The organism is Streptomyces sp. NPDC093089, from assembly GCF_044754405.1.
Classification (GTDB): Bacteria; Actinomycetota; Actinomycetes; order Streptomycetales; family Streptomycetaceae; genus Streptomyces.
In genome coordinates this window covers 113,504-135,525 of the sequence record NZ_JBIVPA010000007.1, presented here as the reverse complement: position 1 = coordinate 135,525, position 22,022 = coordinate 113,504, and the positions used below count along the sequence as shown (strand labels likewise).

The following is a 22,022-nucleotide window of genomic DNA, read 5'->3' as shown; positions in this document are numbered from 1 at the left end:
CCGGCCCGCACGCACGGACGGGGCCCGGACCACCCACGGTGGTCCGGGCCCCGTCCTTATCCCCAGCGAACGGTGCGGAGCCGTACAGGTGTTGCAGAATGACCCTGCCCACGAGGCCCGCGAGCAAGGGAAACGAGCGACATGACGAAGGCAGCGGTGGACGAGACCGCGTCCGGCCGGGACGGCGGCACGATCGGGGCGAGCCGGGCCTTCGCCTGGCTCCTCGTGATCACCGGGGCGGCCGGACTGCTCGCCGCCTGGGTCATCACGATCGACAAGTTCAAGCTCCTGGAGGACCCGAACTTCACCCCGGGGTGCAGCCTCAACCCGATCGTCTCCTGCGGCAACATCATGAAGAGCGAGCAGGCCTCGGTCTTCGGCTTCCCCAACCCGATGCTCGGCCTCGTCACCTACGCCATGGTCATCGCCATCGGCGTGGCCCTGCTCGCCGGCGCCCGCTACCGCCGCTGGTACTGGCTCGGCCTCAACGCCGGCACGCTGTTCGGCGTCGGCTTCTGCACCTGGCTCATGTACCAGTCGCTCTACGAGATCAACTCGCTCTGCCTCTGGTGCTGCCTGGCCTGGGTCGCCACCATCGTCATGTTCTGGTATGTGACCTCGCACAACGTCCGCCACGGCGTCATCCCCGCCCCGCGCGGCGTGCGGACCTTCTTCGACGAGTTCACCTGGGTCCTGCCCGTCCTCCACATCGGGATCATCGGCATGCTGATCCTCACGCGCTGGTGGGACTTCTGGACCAGCTGACGGCGACCGCGTTGTCGGCGCGGTGACCTAGGCTTCATGACCGTGGAGCCCGACCTCTTTACCGCAGCAGCCGAAGACCGCCAGGAGAAGGACCCGGCCAGCAGCCCGCTGGCCGTCCGGATGCGCCCCCGCACCCTCGACGAGGTGGTGGGCCAGCAGCACCTGCTCAAGCCCGGCTCACCGCTGCGCCGGCTCGTGGGAGACGGCGACGGCGGCCCCGCCGGAGCCTCCTCCGTGATCCTCTGGGGCCCGCCGGGCATCGGCAAGACGACCCTGGCGTACGTGGTCTCGAAGGCGACCAACAAGCGGTTCGTGGAGCTCTCCGCGATCACCGCGGGCGTCAAGGAGGTCCGGGCCGTCATCGACGGCGCCCGGCGCGCGGTCGGCGGCTACGGCAAGGAGACCGTCCTCTTCCTCGACGAGATCCACCGCTTCTCGAAGGCGCAGCAGGACTCCCTGCTGCCCGCCGTGGAGAACCGCTGGGTGACGCTGATCGCCGCCACCACCGAGAACCCCTACTTCTCCGTCATCTCCCCGCTCCTCTCCCGCTCGCTGCTCCTCACCCTGGAGCCGCTGACCGACGAGGACCTGAGCGGGTTGATGTCCCGGGCGCTCACCGGCGACCGGGGGCTCGGCGGCGCCGTGACCCTGCCGCCCGACGCCGAGGCACACCTCCTGCGGGTCGCCGGCGGCGACGCCCGGCGCGCCCTGACCGCCCTCGAAGCGGCGGCCGGCGCCGCCATCGCCAAGGGCGAGCCGGAGATCACCCTCCAGACCGTCGAGGAGACCGTCGACCGGGCGGCCGTGAAGTACGACCGGGACGGCGACCAGCACTACGACGTGGCCAGCGCCCTCATCAAGTCCATCCGGGGCTCCGACGTCGACGCGGCCCTGCACTACCTGGCCCGGATGATCGAGGCGGGGGAGGACCCGCGCTTCATCGCCCGCCGGCTCATGATCTCCGCGAGCGAGGACATCGGCCTCGCGGACCCCAACGCCCTGCCGATCGCGGTCGCCGCCGCCCAGGCCGTCGCCATGATCGGTTTCCCGGAGGCCGCGCTCACCCTCAGCCACGCCACCATCGCCCTGGCCCTCGCCCCCAAGTCGAACGCCGCCACGACCGCGATCGGCGCCGCCCTCGCCGACGTCCGCAACGGCCTCGCGGGCTCCGTCCCGCCCCACCTCCGCGACGGCCACTACAAGGGGGCCGCCAAGCTCGGCCACGCCCAGGGCTACGTCTACCCCCACGACGTCCCCGGCGGCATCGCCGCCCAGCAGTACGCCCCCGACTCCATCCACGGCCGCCGGTACTACGAGCCCACCCGCTACGGCGCCGAGGCGCGGTACGCGGACGTGGTGGAGCGCGTCCGCGAGCGCCTGCGGGGCGAGGGCGGCTAGCCGCAGGCCGCGGGTCCGGGAGCCCCTGGACGCCCGCCCCCGGCGGCGGGCGGCCTCCGTGCGAGCGGACCTTCCGGAACCGGTACACTGGTCCGGATTGCTGCGTCCCGTGTCCGGCTTCGGCCGGCGCCACCAGAACGGGACAGTCAGCCGGAGACCCGGCCCTCGGGCGGGGTTTCCAGGAGCGTCGCGCACCTTCGAAGGTGTCGCGTGCCACCCATCACCACCCGGTTCCCGGGAGCGGCGGTGGGTCGTTCGCGTGCTGCACGTATGTGCCCAGACCTGGGAGCGGCTGCCCGGCAGGTCCGTCCCGTACGGACCAGGCGGGTTTCCCGGCTGCGGATGCGACCTCCCCTAACCCTGGTGAAGCCGTTTTCGTATCAATGAGAGAGGTTGGTTCATGCCGAACCAGTCCCGTCCCAAGGTCAAGAAGTCGCGTGCCCTCGGCATCGCGCTGACCCCGAAGGCCGTCAAGTACTTCGAGGCCCGCCCCTACCCGCCGGGCGAGCACGGCCGTGGCCGCAAGCAGAACTCGGACTACAAGGTCCGTCTGCTCGAGAAGCAGCGTCTGCGCGCCCAGTACGACATCAGCGAGCGCCAGATGGCGCGCGCCTACGACCGTGCCAAGAAGGCCGAGGGCAAGACGGGCGAGGCGCTGGTCGTCGAGCTCGAGCGTCGCCTCGACGCCCTGGTCCTGCGTTCGGGCATCGCCCGCACCATCTACCAGGCCCGCCAGATGGTCGTCCACGGCCACATCCAGGTCAACGGTGGCAAGGTCGACAAGCCGTCGTTCCGCGTCCGTCCCGACGACGTCGTGATGGTCCGCGAGCGCAGCCGCACCAAGCCGCTGTTCGAGATGGCCCGCGAGGGTGGCTTCGCCGCCGACGGCGAGACCCCGCGCTACCTGCAGGTCAACCTGAAGGCCCTGGCCTTCCGCCTCGACCGCGACCCGAACCGCAAGGAAATCCCGGTCATCTGCGACGAGCAGCTGGTCGTCGAGTACTACGCCCGCTGATCCCAGCACGGCCGTAGTACCACCCACGCGGTGTTCAGCCCGCCGCTTCCCCGCCCTTACCGGTGGGGGAGCCGGCGGGCTTCCGCGTTCCCGGGACCGCCGCCGACCTGGCCGTACGGAACGGACGCGGGGCCGCGGGCCCGGCCGGGCCGCCGACGGCCGGATCGCGGCGGCCGGCGAGCGCGCGCTCCACGGCCGCGTCGAGCGAGAGCCCCTCGCCCTCCCGGAACGCGACGGCGTACGCCTCCGGGCCCAGCGCCTCGCCCGCCCGCTGCTCGCACAGCGCCCTCGGCCCGCCGAACGTCGCCGAGCCGAAGAGCCGGATGCCGACCGCGTCCCACACCGGCACCGTCGCCCCCTGGAGGACCGCGGCCTCCGCCGCGTTCCCCTCGCTCACCGTCACCAGGGCGAGCAGCTCGATGGCGAGGACGAGACCGACCAGGTCGTGGAAGGTGTGGTTGATCGACACGCACTCGTCGAGCAGCTCCCGCGCCTCCTCGTACGCGCCCCGGGTCCATGCGGAGAACCCCAGGACGTACAGGGCGTAGGCCCGGGTCCACCGCTCCCCGCGCTCCTCGCACACCTCCCGCACGTCACGGCAGATCGCGACCGCCCCCTCCAGGTCCCCCCGGAAGGCCCGCGCCATGGCCAGTTCGACCTGCCCCATCAGCACGTTGCTGTTGAGCTCGCCGAGCTCCCGGTAGGCGTCGAGGGCCCGTCCGATCAGCTCCTCGGCGCGCGGCACGTCGTCCGAGAGTAGCGCCAGGCAGCCCATCCGGTGCGTCGCGTACGCCTCCGCCAGGGCGTTCCCCGAGGCCCTGGCCCGCTCCCCGCACTCGTGGAGCGCCGCCACCGCGGCCGTGCCGTCCCCTTGGAGGACGGCCACGTACCCGAGCACCCACAGCGCCTTCAGCCGTGCCTCCTCGTGCCCCGACTCCAGGGCCAGCGCCCGCTCCAGCCAGTGACGGCCCTCCGAGAGCCGGCCGCAGCCCACCCACGCGAACCAGAGCGTGCCCGCCAGGTGCTGGGCCAGGTGCGCGTCCTCCGGGAGTTCGAGGCACAGGTCGAGGGCCGCGCGCATGTTCGGCAGCGCCGCGTCCGTGCGGGCCGCCACCTCGCCCTGGCGGGGGCTGAACCACTCCAGCTCGCACCAGGTGGCGAGCCCCATGTACCAGTCGCGGTGCCGCCGCCGCATCCGCTCCGTGTCGCCGAGCGCGGCCAGCCACTCCGCCCCGTACGCGGCGACCGTGTCCAGGAGCCGGTAGGCGGGACCCGCGGGACCGTCCTCCCGTGCCAGGAGCGACTGCGCGAGCAGTCCTCCGAGCAGGTCCAGGATGTGTTCGGGAGGCAGCTCCGGGCCCCCGCACACGTACTCGACGGCCTCCAGGTCGAAGGGGCCCGCGAACACCGAGAGCCGCGCCCAGAGCAGCCGCTCCTCGGGGGTGCACAGCTCGTGGCTCCAGCCGATCGCCGTCCGCAGCGTCTGGTGCCGGGGGAGCGTGCCGCGCCCGCCGTCCGTGAGGAGCCGGAACCGGTCGTCGAGGCGGCACAGCATCTGCTCGACGGAGAGGAGCGGCAGCCGTCCCGCCGCCAGCTCGAGGGCCAGCGGGATGCCGTCGAGCCGCAGGCACAGCTCCCGCACGGCCGCCGGGGGACCGGGGAGGAGAGGGCACTCGGACGCCGCCGGGGCGGACGGGGCGGGTGGTGCCGGGGCGGGAGGCGCGGGCGTCATCGGCGCACCCGCCTCCGCCGCCCGCTCGGCGAGCAGCGTCACCGCGTCCGCCTCGCCCATCGGCGCCAGCGTGAACACGCTCTCGCCCGCCACCCGCAGCGCCCGGCGCCCGACCGCGAGGACGGTGAGGCCGGGGGCGTGCGCCAGGAGGTCCCGTACCAGCGGCGCGCAGCTCTCCACCAGGTGCTCGAACCCGTCGACCACCAGCAGCAGCCGGCGGTCGGCGAGGTGCTCCACGAGCACCTCGCGCGGGGCGCGCAGCGTGTGGTCGGTCAGGCCGAGCGCCTCGACGAGGGCGTACGCCACCAGGTCCGGGTCGCGCAGCGGCGCGAGATCGGCGAGGCGCACCCCGTCGACGTAGCGTTTCTGCGCCTCGGCGGCAGCCCGGAGCGCCAGCCGGGTCTTGCCGACCCCGCCCACTCCCACGACCGTGACCAGGCGGTACGTCTCGAGGAGCGCCGTCAGGGCGGCCTGCTCGGCGGCCCGTCCGACGAACCGGTTCAGATCCGCCGGGAGATTGCTCCGTCGCATGGGACACGGAGCGTACCCATCCGCGCGCTCTCCGTACAATCGGTTCCCCGAACTCCCGTCCCGCGGGCGGTAATGCGGTACGGCGGGCCAGCCCGGGCGCGATAGGGTCGGGGGACTACTTTTGGCAAGAACCCGACGACAGATCCGACGACACAGGGAGCGGTGCAGAGTGACCGGTGGAGAGGTTGCCGGCATCCTGGTGGCCGTCTTCTGGGCGATCCTGGTCTCCTTCCTCGCCGTGGTGCTGGTGAGGCTGGCGCAGACGCTCAAGGCGGCCACGAGGATGGTGGCGGACGTGACCGAGCAGGCCGTCCCGCTGCTGGCCGACGCCTCCGCGACCGTGCGCTCCGCGCAGACCCAGCTCGACCGGGTCGACGCCATCGCGTCGGACGTCCAGGAGGTCACCTCCAACGCCTCCGCGCTCTCCTCCACCGTCGCCTCCACCTTCGGCGGCCCGCTCGTCAAGGTGGCCGCCTTCGGCTACGGCGTGCGCAAGGCGCTCGGCCGGGGCCGGGACGGGGAGGACGCGCCGCGGGACTCCGTGCGACGCACTGTGATCGTCGGCCGTACCGTGCCGTCCTCGAGACGCCGGAAGCAGAAGGGCTGAGCCGCGATGTTCCGCCGCACGTTCTGGTTCACGGCCGGCGCAGCCGCCGGTGTGTGGGCCACCACCAAGGTCAACCGCAAGCTGAAGCAGCTGACCCCCGAGAGCCTCGCGGCCCAGGCGGCGAACAAGGCGCTCGAGACCGGACACCGCCTCAAGGACTTCGCCCTCGACGTGAGGGCGGGCATGCTCCAGCGCGAGGCCGAACTGGGCGAGGCGCTCGGGCTCGACGCCCCCGTGGAGCCCGGCACCGGCCGGGAGCTCCCGGAGCCCCGTCGCACGACCCCGCTCGGCCGCGCGCCGCACCCGACCACGCATTCAATTTCCACGATCTCGTACAACCGGAATGAGGACCACTGATGGAGTCGGCTGAAATCCGCCGCCGCTGGCTGAGCTTCTTCGAGGAGCGCGGGCACACCGTCGTCCCTTCGGCGTCGCTCATCGCGGACGACCCGACTCTGCTGCTCGTCCCCGCCGGCATGGTGCCCTTCAAGCCCTACTTCCTGGGTGAGGTCAAGCCGCCGTTCACGCGCGCCTCCAGCGTGCAGAAGTGCGTGCGCACGCCCGACATCGAGGAAGTCGGCAAGACCACCCGCCACGGCACGTTCTTCCAGATGTGCGGCAACTTCTCCTTCGGCGACTACTTCAAGGAAGGCGCCATCAAGCTCGCCTGGGAGCTGCTGACCACCCCGGTGGAGCACGGCGGCTACGGGCTGGAGCCGGAGAAGCTCTGGATCACCGTCTACCAGGAGGACGACGAGGCCGAGCAGATCTGGCGCGACGTCGTCGGCGTCCCGGCCGAGCGCATCCAGCGCCTCGGCAAGAAGGACAACTACTGGTCGATGGGCGTCCCCGGCCCCTGCGGCCCGTGTTCCGAGATCAACTACGACCGCGGCCCCGAGTTCGGCGTCGAGGGCGGCCCGGCCGTCAACGACGAGCGGTACGTGGAGATCTGGAACCTGGTCTTCATGCAGTACGAGCGCGGCGAGGGCTCCGACAAGGAGAACTTCCCGATCCTCGGCGAGCTGCCGTCGAAGAACATCGACACGGGCCTCGGCCTGGAGCGCCTGGCGATGATCCTCCAGGGCGTCCAGAACATGTACGAGACGGACACCCTCCAGGTCGTCATCGACAAGGCCACCGAGCTCACCGGCGTCGCCTACGGCAAGGCCCACGACAGCGACGTGTCGCTCCGCGTGGTCGCCGACCACATGCGCACGTCCGTCATGCTCATCGGCGACGGCGTCACCCCCGGCAACGAGGGCCGCGGCTACGTGCTGCGCCGCATCATGCGCCGCGCCGTCCGCAACATGCGCCTGCTCGGCGCCACCGGCCCGGTCGTCCAGGACCTCGTCGACACCGTGATCAACACGATGGGCGAGCAGTACCCGGAGCTGGTCACCGACCGCAAGCGCATCGAGACCGTCGCCCTCGCCGAAGAGGCCGCCTTCCTGAAGGCCCTCAAGGGCGGCACGAACATCCTCGACACCGCCGTGACCGAGACCAAGGCCGCCGGCGGCACGGTCCTCTCCGGCGACAAGGCGTTCCTGCTCCACGACACCTGGGGCTTCCCGATCGACCTCACCCTGGAGATGGCCTCCGAGCAGGGCCTCTCCGTGGACGAGGACGGCTTCCGCCGTCTGATGAAGGAGCAGCGGGACCGCGCCAAGGCCGACGCCAAGGCCAAGAAGACCGGCCACGCCGACATGACGGCGTACCGGGAGATCGCCGACAGCAACGGCGCCACCGAGTTCACCGGCTACACCAACCTGGAGGGCGAGACCACGGTCGTCGGTCTCCTGGTCAACGGCGTCTCCTCGCCGGCCGCCTCCGAGGGCGACGAGGTCGAGGTCGTCCTCGACCGGACCCCGTTCTACGCCGAGGGCGGCGGCCAGATCGCCGACCAGGGCCGGATCAAGCTGCACAGCGGCGCGGTCATCGAGGTCCGCGACGTCCAGCAGCCCGTTCCCGGCGTCTCCGTGCACAAGGGTTCCGTGCAGGTCGGCGAGGTCACCGTGGGCGCCACCGCCTACGCCACCATCGACGTGCGCCGCCGCCGGGCCATCGCCCGTGCCCACTCGGCCACCCACCTGACGCACCAGGCGCTGCGCGACGCCCTCGGCCCGACGGCCGCCCAGGCCGGTTCGGAGAACCAGCCCGGCCGCTTCCGCTTCGACTTCGGCTCGCCGAACGCCGTTCCCGGCGCCGTGCTCACCGACGTCGAGCAGAAGATCAACGAGGTCCTCTCGCGCGAGCTGGAGGTCCACGCCGAGGTCATGCCGATCAACGAGGCCAAGCGCCAGGGCGCCATCGCCGAGTTCGGCGAGAAGTACGGCGAGCAGGTCCGCGTCGTCACCATCGGTGACTTCTCCAAGGAGCTGTGCGGCGGCACGCACGTCGGCAACACCGCCCAGCTGGGCCTGGTGAAGCTGCTCGGCGAGTCGTCCATCGGCTCCGGCGTGCGCCGCATCGAGGCCCTCGTCGGCGTCGACGCGTACAACTTCCTCGCCCGCGAGCACACGGTCGTCGCCCAGCTCCAGGAGCTGGTCAAGGGCCGCCCGGAGGAGCTGCCGGAGAAGATCTCCACCATGCTCGGCAAGCTGAAGGACGCCGAGAAGGAGATCGAGAAGTTCCGCGCGGAGAAGGTCCTCCAGGCCGCCGCCGGTCTCGTCGACTCCGCCCAGGACATCCGCGGCCTCGCCCTGGTCACGGGCCGGGTGCAGGACGGCACCGGCGCCGACGACCTGCGCAAGCTGGTCCTCGACGTGCGGGGCCGCATCCCGTCCGACCGTCCGGCCGTCGTCGCCCTGTTCACCACGGTCAACGGCAAGCCGCTCACGGTCATCGCCACCAACGAGGCCGCCCGCGAGCGCGGTCTCAAGGCCGGCGAGCTGGTCCGCACGGCCGCCAAGACCCTCGGCGGCGGTGGCGGCGGCAAGCCGGACGTCGCCCAGGGCGGCGGCCAGAACCCGGAGGCGGTCGGCGAGGCCATCGCCGCCGTCGAGCGGCTCGTGGTGGAGACGGCGTGACGATGCGCCGCGGCCGCCGTCTCGCGGTCGACGTCGGGGACGCCCGGATCGGGGTCGCCTCGTGCGACCCCGACGGGGTCCTCGCGACGCCGGTGGAGACCGTGCCGGGACGTGACGTCCCGGCCGCCCACCGGCGGCTCCGCCTGCTCGTCGAGGAGTACGAGCCCATCGAGGTCGTCGTGGGCCTGCCCCGCTCGCTCAGCGGGCGGGAGGGCCCGGCCGCGACCAAGGTGCGGGCCTTCGCCCGCGAGATGGCCAAGGGCATCGCCCCGGTGCCGGTCCGTCTCGTCGACGAGCGGATGACCACGGTCTCCGCGACCCAGGGGCTCCGCGCCTCCGGCGTGAAGGCCAAGAAGGGGCGGTCCGTGATCGACCAGGCCGCCGCTGTGATCATCCTTCAGAACGCTCTTGAGTCCGAACGGGTATCAGGTAATCCGCCCGGCGAGGGCGTCGAAGTGGTCATCTGATCGCGATACGGTAACGTTCCGCGCGATGCGGCGGTGTTCGAACAACTGCCGCACTACGTAGAGGCGGATCGTCCGGAAGCCTCGCGGCTGTTTGGGGATCGATGACTGAGTATGGCCGGGGCCCCGGCTCCGAACCGTGGCACCCCGGGGACCCGTTGTACGGGGACCAGGGGTGGGAAGGCCAGCAGCAGCAGTACCCGCATCCGCAGCAGGCGAGCCAGTACGGCCAGGGCGGCCACGGCTACGAGGACCCGTACGGCCAGGCAGGCCAGGGCCACCAGGGCGATCCGTACCAGCAGCAGGCTCAGCAGCAGTACTACCAGCAGCAACAGCAGCAGCCGCAGGGCTACGTGGACCCGCAGTACCAGCAGTACCAGCAGCAGGCGCAGCACCCGCAGCAGCAACAGCAGGCGCAGCCCCAGCAGCAGTACGGGGCCGGGTACCAGGGCGGCTACGACACGCCCGGGAACCTCGGACAACAGTACGAAGGCAACTGGGAGACCGGCCAGTCCTCGATGGCGTACGGCGCCCCGCAGGCCGATCCGTACGGCGGCCAGACCCCGGACCTCTACGGCACCCCCGAGGCCTACCCGCCGCCCCAACCCCCCGGCCGCCGCCGGACCCCGCCGGAGCCGGTGGTCGACTGGGCCCCGGAGGAAGAGGCGAGCCCGGAGCCGGAGGAGGAGAAGCACCCCTTCTTCACCGGCGAGGACGACTCCGACGGTCGCGACCGCAACCGCGACCACGGCGACGAGTACGACGAGTACGACGAGGAGCCGGCCGGCCGGGGCTCCCGCGGCGGCGACCGCGAACGCCGCAGCAAGGCCAAGAAGCGCAAGGGCAAGAACGGCATGGCCTGCCTCGTCGTCACGCTCGTCCTCGCGGGCGGCGTCGGCGGCATCGGCTACTTCGGCTACGAGTTCTGGCAGGGCCAGTTCGGCGCCGCCGAGGACTTCGCCGGCACCGGCACCGGCGAGGTCCAGGTCGAGATCCCGAAGGACGCCGGCGGCTACGAGATCGGCAACATCCTCAAGAAGGCGGGCGTCGTCAAGAGCGTCGACGCCTTCGTCTCCGCGCAGGGACGCAACCCCAAGGGCCTCTCGATCCAGGCCGGCGTCTACATGCTGAAGAAGGAGATGTCGGCCGAGAGCGCCGTCACGCTCATGCTCGACCCGGTGAGCCAGGCCAACTTCGTCATCCCCGAGGGCAAGCGGAACTCCTGGGTCTACGAGCAGCTCGACAAGCGCCTCGACCTCAAGGAGGGCACCACCAAGGAGGTCGCGCTCGCGAAGGCCGACTCCCTCGGACTGCCCGACTGGGCCAAGAACCACGCCGAGATCAAGGACCCGCTGGAGGGCTTCCTCTTCCCGGCGAGCTACCCCGTCGCCAAGGGCAGCAAGCCCGAGGACGCCCTGCGCAAGATGGTCTCCCGGGCGAACCAGGAGTACACGAAGCTGGACCTGGACGCGAAGGCGAAGGCCGTGGGCGTCAAGGGACCGTGGGAGCTCCTGACGGTCGCCAGCCTCGTGCAGGTCGAGGGCAAGTACAAGCACGACTTCGACAAGGTGGCGCGCGTCGTCTACAACCGCCTCCAGCCCGACAACGCGGAGACGGCGGGACGCCTGGAGTTCGACTCCACGGTGAACTACCTGAGGGGCACCAGCACCCTCGACGTGGGATCCGTCGAGGCCATGCGCAAGATCAAGGACCCGTACAACACCTACGCGTACGACGTGAAGGGCCTCGTCCCCGGTCCCATCAGCAACCCCGGCATCGAGGCGCTGAACTCGGCGATGTCTCCCGCCGACGGCCCGTGGTACTACTTCGTGTCGATCAACGAGAACAAGACCGTCTTCTCCGTGACCCTCAAGGAACACAACCGGAACGTCGCGGAGTACGAGAAGGAACGGAAGTCGGGACAGTGAGCAGGCAGCACCGCGCGGCCGTCCTCGGTTCGCCGATCGCGCACTCGCTCTCCCCGGTGCTGCACCGGGCCGCCTACGCCGAGCTCGGCCTCGACGACTGGTCGTACGAGCGGTTCGAGGTCGACGAGGCGGCACTGCCCGGGTTCGTCGCCCAGCTGGACGGCACGTGGGCGGGCCTGTCGCTGACCATGCCGCTGAAGCGGGCGGTCATCCCGCTGCTCGACGAGATCAGCGACACGGCCGCCGCCGTGGAGGCCGTCAACACGGTCGTCCTCCGGGAGGACGGCCGGCGTATCGGGGACAACACCGACATCCCCGGCATGATCGCCGCCCTGGGCGAGCGGGGCGTCGAGAAGGTGGAGTCGGCGGCGGTCCTCGGCGCCGGCGCCACGGCGTCCTCCGCGCTCGCCGCGCTCGCCCGGATCTGCGTCGGCCCCGTCACCGCCTACGTGCGGAGCGAGGCCCGGGCCGAGGAGATGCGCGGCTGGGGCGAGCGGCTCGGCGTGGAGGTCCGTACCGAGGACTGGGAGCGCGCGGCCGAGGCCTTCGCGTCCCCGCTGGTCGTCGCCACGACCCCGGCCGGCACCACCAACGCGCTGGCCGCCGCGGTCCCCGAACGCCCCGGCACCCTCTTCGACGTCCTCTACGACCCCTGGCCGACCGCCCTCGCGGCGGCCTGGTCCGAGCGCGGCGGCAAGGTCGTCGGAGGCCTCGACCTCCTCGTCCACCAGGCCGTGCTCCAGGTCGAGCAGATGACGGGCCGCGCGCCCGCCCCGCTCGCGGCGATGCGGGCGGCGGGGGAGCGGGCGCTGGCCGCCCGGTAGGCTGCACCGCGACGCCGAGCGGATCACGGGGGAGTGCGGCGAGCATGGCTGAGTCACTGACGCTCGCGTCCAGGTGGGACGTGGCGTTCGACGTCGTGAACTTCTTCAGGCTGGTGGTCTTCGGCCACCTGCCCGAATGGCTGCGCTCCCCGCTGATCGCGGCCGGCTCCACCCTCGCCGTCCACGCCGGTCTCGGATGGCTGCGGACCCGCTTCGGCGAGGCGCGGGACGACGAGCGGCCTGTCCGGGAATACGACGCCCCCGTCCGATAGCTGGACGGGAGGGCGGGTTCGTCCCCGGGACGTGAAAGGATCGGGGCGGCGGGCCAGGGCCGCGCACCCGGCCGCGTCGTCGCAGTGCCCAGGCGCGAGCATGAGGAGCATCGTTGAGCAGGTTGCGTTGGCTGACCGCTGGGGAATCCCACGGACCCGCGCTGGTCGCGACGCTGGAGGGTCTTCCCGCCGGCGTCCCGGTCACCACTGGGATGGTGGCGGACCACCTCGCGCGGCGACGCCTCGGCTATGGGCGTGGCGCCCGGATGAAGTTCGAGCAGGACGAGGTCACCTTCCTCGGCGGCGTCCGCCACGGACTCTCGCTCGGCTCCCCGATCGCCGTCATGGTCGGGAACACCGAGTGGCCCAAGTGGGAGAAGGTCATGTCGGCCGACCCGGTCGACCCGTCGGAGCTCAAGGAGACGGGCCGCAACGCGCCCCTGACCCGGCCCCGGCCCGGCCACGCCGACCTCGCCGGCATGCAGAAGTACGGCTTCGACGAGGCCCGGCCGATCCTGGAGCGCGCCAGCGCCCGGGAGACCGCCGCCCGCGTCGCCCTCGGTGCCGTCGCCCGGTCCTTCATCAAGGAGGCCGCCGGCATCGAGATCGTCTCGCACGTCGTCGAGCTGGCCGCCGCCAAGGCGCCGTACGGCCTCTACCCGACCCCCGGCGACGTCGAGCGGCTCGACGCCGACCCGGTCCGCTGCCTCGACGCCGACGCGTCGAAGGCGATGGTGGCCGAGATCGACCAGGCCCACAAGGACGGCGACACCCTCGGCGGCGTCGTCGAGGTCCTCGCCTACGGCGTGCCCGTCGGCCTCGGCTCGCACGTCCACTGGGACCGGCGTCTCGACGCCCGCCTGGCCGCCGCGCTCATGGGCATCCAGGCCATCAAGGGCGTCGAGGTCGGCGACGGCTTCGACCTCGCCCGCGTGCCCGGCTCGAAGGCGCACGACGAGATCGTCCGCACCGAGGACGGCATCAAGCGGACCTCCGGCCGCTCCGGCGGCACCGAGGGCGGCCTGACCACCGGCGAGCTGCTGCGCGTCCGCGCCGCGATGAAGCCCATCGCGACCGTGCCGCGCGCGCTCGCCACCATCGACGTCGCCACCGGCGAGGTCGCGGCCGCCCACCACCAGCGCTCCGACGTGTGCGCCGTCCCCGCCGCCGGCATCGTCGCCGAGGCCATGGTCGCGCTCGTCCTCGCCGACGCGGTCGTCGAGAAGTTCGGCGGCGACAGCGTCCCCGAGACCCGCCGCAACGTGCAGTCGTACCTCGACAACCTGCACATCCGGTGACCGGCGGTCCCCTGATCGTCCTCGTCGGGCCCATGGGCTCCGGCAAGTCCACGGTGGGCGCGCTCCTGGCCGAGAGGCTGGGCGCGCCCTACCGGGACACCGACGCCGACATCGTCGCCGCCGAGGGACGCGAGATCTCCGACATCTTCGTCGAGGACGGCGAGGAGCGCTTCCGCGCCCTCGAACGGGCCGCGGTCGCCGCGGCCGTCGCCGAGCACGAGGGCGTCCTCGCCCTCGGCGGCGGCGCCATCCTCGACGAAGGCACCCGCGCCCTGCTGGCCGGGCAGCCCGTCGCGTACCTCTCGATGGACGTCGACGAGGCGGTCCGCCGCGTCGGCCTCAACACCGCGCGGCCGCTGCTCGCCGTCAACCCGCGCCGCCAGTGGCGCGAGCTGATGGAGGCGCGCCGCCACCTGTACACCGAAGTAGCCCGGGTCGTCGTCGCCACCGACGACCGCACCCCCGAAGAGGTCGCGGACGCGGTCCTCTCGGCACTGGATCTGAAGAAGGACGCATGACGGACCAGGAAACGACCCGCATCCACGTCGCGGGCAGCGCGGGCACCGATGCGTACGACGTGCTGGTCGGCCGGCAGCTGCTCGGCGAGCTCCCCGCGCTGATCGGCCCCCAGGCCAAGCGGGTCGCCGTGATCCACCCGGAGGCGCTCGCCGACACCGGCGAGGCGCTCCGCGCCGACCTCGCCGACCAGGGCTACGAGGCCGTCGCCATCCAGGTGCCGAACGCCGAGGAGGCGAAGACCGCCGAGGTCGCCGCCTACTGCTGGAAGGCGCTCGGCCAGACCGGCTTCACCCGCAGCGACGTCGTCGTCGGCGTCGGCGGCGGCGCCACCACGGACCTGGCCGGCTTCGTGGCCGCGACCTGGCTGCGCGGGGTGCGCTGGATCGCCGTGCCGACCACCGTCCTCGCCATGGTCGACGCGGCCGTCGGCGGCAAGACGGGCATCAACACCGCCGAGGGCAAGAACCTCGTCGGCGCCTTCCACCCGCCGGCCGGCGTCCTCTGCGACCTCGCCGCGCTGGACTCGCTGCCGGTGCACGACTACGTCAGCGGTCTCGCGGAGATCATCAAGGCCGGCTTCATCGTCGATCCGGTGATCCTCGACCTCATCGAGGAGGACCCGCAGGCCGCCCGCACCCCGGCAGGTCCGCACACCGCCGAGCTGCTCGTCCGCTCGATCAAGGTCAAGGCCGAGGTCGTCTCCGGCGACCTCAAGGAGTCCGGCCGCCGGGAGATCCTCAACTACGGCCACACCCTCGCCCACGCCATCGAGAAGAACGAGCGGTACAAGTGGCGCCACGGCGCCGCCGTCTCCGTCGGCATGGTCTTCGCCGCCGAGCTCGGCCGACTGGCCGGGCGCCTCGACGACGCCACCGCCGACCGGCACCGCGCGATCCTGGAGTCCGTCGGCCTGCCGCTCACCTACCGCGGTGACCAGTGGCCCAAGCTCCTGGAGACGATGCGGGTCGACAAGAAGTCCCGCGGCGACCTGCTCCGCTTCATCGTGCTCGACGGGATCGGCAAGCCGACCGTCCTGGAGGGCCCGGACCCGGCGGTGCTGATCGCGGCGTACGGCGAGGTGTCGGCGTGAGCGAGGCTCGCCCGGTCCTCGTGCTGAACGGCCCGAACCTCGGCCGGCTCGGCTCCCGCGAGCCCGACATCTACGGCGCCACCTCGTACAAGGGGCTCGTCGAGTCCTGCCGGACGCTCGGCGCGGAGCTCGGCTTCGACGTCGACGTCCGGGAGACCAACGACGAGGGCGAGATGATCCGCTGGCTCCACGAGGCGGCGGACGGCTCGATCCCGGTCGTGATCAACCCCGGCGCGTTCACGCACTACTCGTACGGGATGCGGGACGCGGCCGCCCAGCGGACCGCGCCCCTGATCGAGGTGCACATCTCGAACCCGTACGCCCGCGAGGAGTTCCGGCACACCTCGGTCATCGCGGCCGTGGCGACCGGGACGGTGGCCGGCTTCGGAATCGGCTCCTACCGGCTCGCCCTCAGGGCGCTCGCCGAGGAACTCGCCGGCTGACGGGGCACCAGAAGGCGTTCCCGGCCGTTGCCCTTGTGGGGGCCGGGGACGGTAACGTTCCGGCGTCCACGGTTACCAGAGGCCGACAGGCGTACGAGACGGAGTGGCACCGGATGCAGCACGCAGTGGGGGGTCCGCTGCCACCGCCCGAACGGCCGGGGCAGACGCCCGACCCCGTTCGGGGACCAGGAGCCGGCGCGGGCGGTGGCGCCCAGGGCGCGCATCCGCCCGTCCCGCCGACGCCTCCCCAGGGCACCCCGTACCCGGGCCACCCGTCCGGTCCGGCGCCGACCGGAGGGCCGCTGCCGGTCGGGCCCCCGCCCGCCGCACCGCCCGCGGGACCGCCGTCCGCCGCGCCCCGGCTCGGGGTGCACCGGACCGTCCAGGCGGGCGCTCCCCGGCATCCGCAGGGGCCGCCGCCGCACGCGGCACCCGGAGCGCCGCCGTCCGGCCCCGCGGGGCCGGGGTGGGGCGGGCACGGGGCCGTACCGCAGCACGGGGCGCCGCAGGGGCAGACCGCGTCGCCCTACCCGGCCGCGCCGCAGCGGGCGGACCTGACCGGGCACGTGCCGCTGCCGCCCGTGGGGGCGCCGCCGGCGCCCGCCGCCGAGCACGGCGGGACCGGCACGGCCACGCTCGCGGTGCTGCTGATCGGGCCCGCCGGGGCCGGCAAGACGACCGTCGCGCGGCACTGGGCGCAGCGCCGCCGGGTGCCCACGGCGCACATCAGCCTCGACGACGTCCGAGAGTGGGTCTGCTCCGGCTTCGCCGACCCGCAGTCGGGCTGGAACGACCACTCCGAGGCCCAGTACCGCCTCGCCCGCCGCACCTGCGGCTTCGCCGCGCGCAACTTCCTCGCCAACGGGATCTCCTGCATCGTCGACGACGCCGTCTTCCCCGACCGGCCCGTCGTCGGCCTCGGCGGGTGGAAGCGCCACGTCGGCCCCGGCCTGCTCCCGGTGGTCCTGCTGCCCGGCCTGGAGATCGTCCTGGAGCGCAACGCGGAGCGCAGCGGCAACCGGCGCCTCTCGGACGAGGAGGTCGCCGCCATCCACGGCCGGATGGCCGGCTGGTACGGCTCGGGGCTGCCGATCATCGACAACTCCACGTACGACGTCGAGACCACCGCCCGCGTCCTCGACGACGTCCTGGCCCGCGCGATAGCGAGTCCGCCCACCTGGTGACCCGGCGGCGGGCCGGCACGCCCGGTCGGCCGCGCAGAACAGGCCGCCGCGGCGCGGTGCTCGTAGGCTCGGAGCATGTCAGAGGTGTATGCGGACCGCCGTGTACGGCTGCGCGACCGGTGCGCGGCCGCGGGCAGCCCGGCGGCCCTGGTCTCCCGCCCCGCCAACGTGCGCTACCTCGCGGGTGGTTCCCCGCCCGGCGCGGTGCTGCTCGTGGGCCCGGAGCCGGACACGGACGTCCTGCTCCGCCCCGTCGCGCCCGGCGGCGAACCGGCCGACGGGCGGCTCGACGAGCTGCTCAGACAGCAGGTCGTGCCCGCGGGCGACGGCGACCCGGCGGTCGCGGCCGTCGACCTGGCCCGCCGGGCCGGCGCGGACGCCCTCGCCGTCGAGGAGCACGACCTGACGGTGGCCAGGCACCGCGCCATGGGCTCCGTCGCGCCCGGACTGCGCCTCGCCGACCTCGCGTTGGCCGTCGAGCAGCTCAGGATCGTCAAGGACGAGGACGAGATCGCCTGCCTCCGGATCGCCGCCGAGATCGCCGACCAGGCCCTCGGCGAGCTCCTGGAGTCGATCCTGGTGGGCCGGACCGAGCGCCACCTCGCCCTGGAGCTGGAGCGCCGGCTCGTCGACCACGGGGCCGACGGCGCCGCCTTCCCCACCTCGGTCGCCACCGGCCCGCACTCCGGGCGCCGCGGGCACCGGCCGACCGACCGCCGCGTCGAGGAAGGGGATTTCCTCTCCGTCTGCCTCGGCGCCGACTACCGCGGCTACCGGTGCGAGATCGGCCGCACCTTCGTCATCGGCACCACCCCCGCCGACTGGCAGATCGAGCTGTACGAGCTCGTCTTCGCCGCTCAGCGCGCCGGACGGGAGTCCCTCGCACCCGGCGCCGAGTACCGGGACGTGGACCGGGCGGCCCGGCAGATCCTGGACTCGGCGGGCCACGCGGAGGCCACCGCGCCGCTCACCGGGCACGGGGTGGGGCTCGAAATCGACGAGGACCCGCAGCTCTCACCCTCGGCCATGGGTAAACTGGACGCTTGTGTGCCGGTCACCGTCGAACCGGGGGTCCACCTCCCGGGCCGGGGCGGGGTCCGGATCGATGACACGCTCGTCGTGCGCCAGGAGGCGGACGGCGGACCCGAGCTACTCACCATCACGACCAAGGAGCTGCTCGCGCTGTAAAGGCGCGTACGCCTCCCAGGTCCCACGTCAGTCCAGGAGATTCCGCAACCGTGGCTTCCACGAACGACCTCAAGAACGGCATGGTGCTCAAGCTCGAAGGCGGCCAGCTCTGGTCCGTCGTCGAGTTCCAGCACGTCAAGCCCGGCAAGGGCCCGGCCTTCGTGCGCACCAAGCTCAAGAACGTGCTGTCCGGCAAGGTCGTCGACAAGACCTTCAACGCGGGCGTCAAGGTCGAGACGGCCACCATCGACCGCCGCGACATGCAGTTCTCCTACATGGACGGCGACTACTTCGTCTTCATGGACGAGGAGACCTACGACCAGCTGCACGTCGACCGCAAGGCCGTCGGCGACGCCGCCAACTTCCTCATCGAGGGCTTCAGCGCCTCCGTCGCGCAGCACGAGGGCGAGGTGCTCTACGTCGAGCTCCCGGCCGCCGTCGTCCTGACGATCCAGCACACCGACCCGGGCGTCCAGGGCGACCGCTCCACCGGTGGCACCAAGCCCGCCACCCTGGAGACCGGCCACGAGATCCAGGTCCCGCTCTTCATCACCACCGGTGAGAAGATCAAGGTCGACACCCGCACCAGCGACTACCTCGGCCGGGTGAACAGCTAACCGTGGCCGCTCGGAGCAAGGCGCGCAAGCGCGCCTTCCAGATCCTCTTCGAGGCCGACCAGCGCGGTGCCTCCGTCCAGGAGGTTCTCGCGGACCAGGTCCGGCACGCGCGGTCGGACGACCGCCAGCCGCCGGTCAGCGACTTCACCATGCAGCTGGTCGAGGGGTACGCGGCCCACGTGGCGCGGATCGACGAGCTCATCGCGACCTACGCGGTGGACTGGGACCTCGACCGGATGCCCGTCGCCGACCGGAACATCGTGCGCCTCGGTGCGTACGAGGTGATCTGGGAGGACGGCACGCCGGACGCGGTCGCGATCGACGAGGCGGTGCAGCTCGCCAAGGAGTTCTCCACCGAGGAGTCCCCGACCTTCGTCAACGGCCTGCTGGCGCGCTTCAAGGACCTGAAGCCGCGTCTGCGCCGCGACGCGGACGACTGAGTCCCGCGCAGGACGGCCACCCACGCCGAAGGGCCCGCAGCACACGCGCTGCGGGCCCTTCGGCGTTTCCCGGGCGGGTTACGGCTTCCTGGCTGCTCCGGGCGCCGTTGCAGGCCGCGTACGAGGCCGCGCGGGCCGTGCGGCGTCCTCGCGGTGCTCCTGCGGCCGTTCAGGGCTCTCCCCGGCGTTCAGGGCTCTCCCCGGGCGCTCGCGTACGGCCGGGGGAACGCCGAGGGCCCGTGGACGTCCGATGACGTCCACGGGCCCGGCGGTACGTTTCTGCTGTGCCCTCGTAAGGGGTCAGTTGTCCTCGTGGGCGACCGCGCGGCGCGCGTCCGCGTCCAGCACGCCCCAGCTGATCAGCTGCTCGGTGAGGACCGAGGGGGACTGGTCGTAGATGACGGCGAGCGTGCGCAGGTCGTCCTGGCGGATCGACAGCACCTTGCCGTTGTAGTCGCCGCGCTGCGACTGGATCGTCGCCGCGTAGCGCTGCAGAGGGCCGGCCTTCTCCTGGGGGACGTGCGCCAGGCGCTCCAGGTCGAGGACCAGCTTCGGCGGCGGCTCGGCCGCCCCGCCGGGGGTCGTGCCCGGCAGGAGCTCCTGCACCGGCACCCCGTAGAAATCGGCCAGCTCGGCAAGGCGCTGCACGGTCACCGCACGGTCACCGCGCTCGTACGAGCCGACCACGACGGCCTTCCAGCGGCCCTGGGACTTCTCCTCCACCCCGTGGAGGGACAGACCCTGCTGGGTGCGGATGGCACGGAGTTTGGCCCCGAGCTGCTTTGCGTATTCGCTGGACATAACGCTCCCGGACGCTGTGACGACATGCGGCTGCGCCGCGCGGCTGGTAACTCACTGTGAGGTTACGCAGCGTTACTCTTTCCCGTCAAGCCGAATGGTCCGTACCGCCTCCTCCCGGGGGACGGCGCACGGAGTGGCGCGCCGGGGTGCGCGTCGTACACCCGTCCACCCCTGGTAAAGTGAACGGCGCAATTCCGACGTCCTTTAAGAACCGTCCCGTGAGGCGGAGAAGGAGGTCCGTTTTCCATGGACACCCAGCAGCAGTACGGCGATGACGCCCGGCCCGTCCTCGAGGCCCCCGACATCGCGCGGGTCCTGACCCGCATCGCCCACGAGATCGTCGAGCGCGCCAAGGGCGCGGACGACGTGGTCCTCCTCGGCATTCCCACCCGCGGCGTCTTCCTCGCCCGCCGGCTCGCCGAGAAGCTCGAGTCGATCACCGGTGCGAAGATCCCGGTCGGCTCCCTCGACATCACCATGTACCGGGACGACCTCCGGCTGAAGCCCGCCCGCGCCATCGGCCGCACCGAGATCCCCGGTGACGGCGTCGACGGCCGCCTCGTCGTCCTCGTCGACGACGTGCTCTTCTCCGGACGCACCATCCGCGCCGCCCTCGACGCCCTCGGCGACATCGGCCGCCCGCGCGCCGTCCAGCTCGCGGTCCTCGTCGACCGCGGCCACCGCGAACTTCCGATCCGCGCCGACTACGTCGGCAAGAACCTCCCCACGTCGCTGCGGGAGACGGTCAAGGTCCAGCTCGCCGAGGAGGACGGTCGCGACACCGTGCTGCTCGGCACCAGGCCCGCCTCCTAGCCGGACCGGCTTCCCCGCGGGGCCCGGGGCACACCCCTGCGCCCCCGCATGTCCGCACACCTCCCCACCACGGAGAGACACCCCGATGATGCGTCACCTCATCTCGGCCGCCGACCTCACCCGCGACGACGCCGTCCAGATCCTCGACACCGCCGAAGAGATGGCCCGGGTGGCCGACCGGCCCATCAAGAAGCTGCCGACCCTGCGCGGCCGGACCATCTGCAACCTGTTCTTCGAGGACTCCACCCGCACCCGGATCTCCTTCGAGGCCGCCGAGAAGCGCCTCTCCGCCGACGTCATCAACTTCGCGGCCAAGGGCTCCAGCGTCTCCAAGGGCGAGTCCCTCAAGGACACCGCGCAGACCCTGGAGGCCATGGGCGTCGACGCGGTCGTCATCCGGCACGGCGCCTCCGGAGCCCCGTACCGCCTCGCCACCTCCGGCTGGATCGACGCCCCCGTCATCAACGCCGGCGACGGCACCCACCAGCACCCCACCCAGGCCCTGCTCGACGCCTTCACCATGCGCCGCCGCCTCGTCGGCCGCGACGCCGGCCTCGGCCGGGACCTCGCCGGCAAGCGCATCACCCTCGTGGGCGACGTCCTGCACAGCCGGGTCGCCCGCTCCAACGTCGACCTGCTGCACACCCTCGGCGCCGAGGTCACCCTGGTGGCCCCGCCCACCCTGGTCCCCGTCGGCGTCGAGACCTGGCCCTGCGAGGTGTCGTACGACCTCGACGGCGTGCTGCCGAAGTCCGACGCGGTGATGATGCTTCGTGTGCAGCGCGAGCGGATGAACGCCGCCTTCTTCCCGACCGAGCGCGAGTACTCGCGCCGCTACGGGCTCGACGGGGAGCGGATGGCGAAGATGCCCGAACACGCCATCGTCATGCACCCCGGCCCGATGGTCCGCGGCATGGAGATCACCGCCGAGGTCGCCGACTCCGACCGCTGCACGGTCGTCGAGCAGGTCGCCAACGGCGTCTCCGTCCGGATGGCCGTCCTCTACCTGCTTCTGGGCGGCAACGAGTCCGCCGTCAGCCACACCCGTACCGAGGAGAGCAAGTAAC

Annotated in this window: 22 protein-coding genes; 20 read left to right on the top strand and 2 right to left on the bottom strand. The window is 72.3% G+C overall.

Going from position 1 to position 22,022, the window contains the following annotated elements:
* Positions 1-141: 141 nt before the first annotated feature.
* The 3 genes from ACIQFX_RS17820 to rpsD all read left to right on the top strand — a co-directional run bounded on the left by ACIQFX_RS17820 (position 142) and on the right by rpsD (position 3,178).
* Positions 142-765 (top strand): vitamin K epoxide reductase family protein, encoded by a 624-nt coding sequence (locus ACIQFX_RS17820; protein WP_402464070.1) that lies wholly within the window; start codon positions 142-144, stop codon positions 763-765.
* A 42-nt stretch (positions 766-807) separates the two neighbouring features.
* Entirely contained in the window at positions 808-2,163 is a 1,356-nt protein-coding gene (locus tag ACIQFX_RS17815; RefSeq protein ID WP_402464625.1) for a replication-associated recombination protein A, read from the top strand.
* Positions 2,164-2,563: 400 nt separating this feature from the next.
* Positions 2,564-3,178, top strand: a complete 615-nt coding sequence (rpsD, locus tag ACIQFX_RS17810) for a 30S ribosomal protein S4 (protein WP_015032311.1) — start codon at positions 2,564-2,566, stop codon at positions 3,176-3,178.
* 34 nt (positions 3,179-3,212) lie between these two features.
* Here the strand turns inward: rpsD and ACIQFX_RS17805 are convergent, their stop codons facing one another.
* Complete coding sequence (locus tag ACIQFX_RS17805; protein ID WP_402464068.1) at positions 3,213-5,441, bottom strand: ATP-binding protein; 2,229 nt, start codon at positions 5,439-5,441, stop codon at positions 3,213-3,215.
* Positions 5,442-5,610: 169 nt separating this feature from the next.
* On the opposite strand from ACIQFX_RS17805, the gene ACIQFX_RS17800 reads away from it, so the two are divergent.
* The 15 genes from ACIQFX_RS17800 (at position 5,611) to nusB (ending at position 19,341) form a co-directional block, all read left to right on the top strand.
* Positions 5,611-6,048, top strand: a complete 438-nt coding sequence (locus ACIQFX_RS17800) for a DUF948 domain-containing protein (protein ID WP_402464066.1) — start codon at positions 5,611-5,613, stop codon at positions 6,046-6,048.
* 6 nt (positions 6,049-6,054) lie between these two features.
* Complete coding sequence (locus ACIQFX_RS17795) at positions 6,055-6,405, top strand: DUF6167 family protein (protein WP_402464064.1); 351 nt, start codon at positions 6,055-6,057, stop codon at positions 6,403-6,405.
* Positions 6,405-9,074: an alanine--tRNA ligase gene (gene alaS / locus ACIQFX_RS17790; protein ID WP_402464062.1), complete on the top strand. Its 2,670-nt coding sequence runs from the start codon at positions 6,405-6,407 to the stop codon at positions 9,072-9,074. Before ACIQFX_RS17795 ends, alaS begins: the two co-directional genes overlap by 1 nt.
* 2 nt (positions 9,075-9,076) lie before the next feature.
* Positions 9,077-9,541, top strand: coding sequence for a Holliday junction resolvase RuvX (gene ruvX, locus ACIQFX_RS17785; RefSeq protein WP_402464623.1), 465 nt, complete (start codon positions 9,077-9,079; stop codon positions 9,539-9,541).
* A gap of 101 nt (positions 9,542-9,642) precedes the next feature.
* A complete protein-coding gene (gene mltG, locus ACIQFX_RS17780; RefSeq protein WP_402464060.1) occupies positions 9,643-11,466 on the top strand; it encodes an endolytic transglycosylase MltG in 1,824 nt (607 codons plus the stop codon).
* Entirely contained in the window at positions 11,463-12,290 is an 828-nt protein-coding gene (locus tag ACIQFX_RS17775; protein ID WP_402464058.1) for a shikimate dehydrogenase, read from the top strand. The genes mltG and ACIQFX_RS17775 overlap by 4 nt, the downstream gene beginning before the upstream one ends.
* A 44-nt stretch (positions 12,291-12,334) precedes the next feature.
* On the top strand, positions 12,335-12,562 hold the full coding sequence (locus tag ACIQFX_RS17770; RefSeq protein ID WP_402464056.1) for a hypothetical protein: 228 nt from the start codon (positions 12,335-12,337) through the stop codon (positions 12,560-12,562).
* A gap of 113 nt (positions 12,563-12,675) precedes the next feature.
* Positions 12,676-13,860: a chorismate synthase gene (gene aroC / locus ACIQFX_RS17765; protein ID WP_402464054.1), complete on the top strand. Its 1,185-nt coding sequence runs from the start codon at positions 12,676-12,678 to the stop codon at positions 13,858-13,860.
* Positions 13,857-14,378: a shikimate kinase gene (locus tag ACIQFX_RS17760; RefSeq protein ID WP_402464052.1), complete on the top strand. Its 522-nt coding sequence runs from the start codon at positions 13,857-13,859 to the stop codon at positions 14,376-14,378. Before aroC ends, ACIQFX_RS17760 begins: the two co-directional genes overlap by 4 nt.
* Positions 14,375-15,469 (top strand): 3-dehydroquinate synthase, encoded by a 1,095-nt coding sequence (aroB, locus tag ACIQFX_RS17755; protein WP_402464050.1) that lies wholly within the window; start codon positions 14,375-14,377, stop codon positions 15,467-15,469. Before ACIQFX_RS17760 ends, aroB begins: the two co-directional genes overlap by 4 nt.
* Entirely contained in the window at positions 15,466-15,912 is a 447-nt protein-coding gene (aroQ, locus tag ACIQFX_RS17750) for a type II 3-dehydroquinate dehydratase (RefSeq protein WP_402464048.1), read from the top strand. Before aroB ends, aroQ begins: the two co-directional genes overlap by 4 nt.
* 113 nt (positions 15,913-16,025) lie before the next feature.
* Positions 16,026-17,096 (top strand): AAA family ATPase, encoded by a 1,071-nt coding sequence (locus ACIQFX_RS17745; RefSeq protein WP_402464046.1) that lies wholly within the window; start codon positions 16,026-16,028, stop codon positions 17,094-17,096.
* A 75-nt stretch (positions 17,097-17,171) separates the two neighbouring features.
* The gene (locus ACIQFX_RS17740) at positions 17,172-18,284 is read left to right on the top strand and encodes an aminopeptidase P family protein (RefSeq protein WP_402464043.1); all 1,113 of its coding nucleotides are present in this window, start codon (positions 17,172-17,174) and stop codon (positions 18,282-18,284) included.
* 50 nt (positions 18,285-18,334) lie between these two features.
* Positions 18,335-18,901 (top strand): elongation factor P, encoded by a 567-nt coding sequence (efp, locus tag ACIQFX_RS17735; protein ID WP_402464041.1) that lies wholly within the window; start codon positions 18,335-18,337, stop codon positions 18,899-18,901.
* 2 nt (positions 18,902-18,903) lie between these two features.
* On the top strand, positions 18,904-19,341 hold the full coding sequence (gene nusB, locus ACIQFX_RS17730) for a transcription antitermination factor NusB (protein WP_402464039.1): 438 nt from the start codon (positions 18,904-18,906) through the stop codon (positions 19,339-19,341).
* Positions 19,342-19,641: 300 nt separating this feature from the next.
* Here nusB and bldD read toward each other — a convergent pair whose 3' ends face one another.
* Positions 19,642-20,142, bottom strand: coding sequence for a transcriptional regulator BldD (gene bldD / locus ACIQFX_RS17725; protein WP_017242229.1), 501 nt, complete (start codon positions 20,140-20,142; stop codon positions 19,642-19,644).
* A gap of 246 nt (positions 20,143-20,388) precedes the next feature.
* Here bldD and pyrR point away from each other — a divergent pair, with 246 nt between their 5' ends.
* Positions 20,389-20,955 carry a bifunctional pyr operon transcriptional regulator/uracil phosphoribosyltransferase PyrR gene (gene pyrR / locus ACIQFX_RS17720; RefSeq protein WP_402464037.1) on the top strand — a complete coding sequence of 189 codons (567 nt, stop codon included), beginning with the start codon at positions 20,389-20,391 and terminating at the stop codon, positions 20,953-20,955.
* 85 nt (positions 20,956-21,040) lie between these two features.
* A complete protein-coding gene (locus ACIQFX_RS17715) occupies positions 21,041-22,021 on the top strand; it encodes an aspartate carbamoyltransferase catalytic subunit (RefSeq protein WP_402464035.1) in 981 nt (326 codons plus the stop codon).
* Position 22,022: the final 1 nt, after the last annotated feature.